At 70.3% G+C, this 279-nt stretch carries 1 protein-coding gene; it reads right to left on the minus strand.

The annotated features are described in order from the left end of the window. Positions 1–279 (minus strand): hypothetical protein (locus SB719_RS19690; protein WP_412159670.1); only part of this gene is annotated, 279 nt, incomplete at both ends.

Consider the following 279-nt stretch of genomic DNA (forward strand, 5'->3'; position numbering starts at 1 on the left):
GGTCGCCGGTCGACTGGATGCGCGCGGCCCGGTTCGGGCTCTCGATCACCGTCAGGCGCACGCCCTGGGTCGAGGCGCGCTCAGCCGCCGTCAGCGTGTAGCCGGGGAAGATGCCGTCGCAGGCGTTCGCCGAGGCGCAGGCCTCCGAGGTGATGTCGTTCCACTGGGTGCCGTCGAACAGCTCCACCTTCGAGACCTTGTCCCAGCGGATGAGCGGGTCGAAGGCGGCGCCCTGTGTCACGGTCGGAGTGATCGCGTCGATGCGGGCCAGGTCGAAGG

Source organism: Pantoea sp. SIMBA_079, assembly GCF_046940275.1.
Classification (GTDB): domain Bacteria; phylum Pseudomonadota; class Gammaproteobacteria; order Enterobacterales; family Enterobacteriaceae; genus Pantoea; species Pantoea borealis.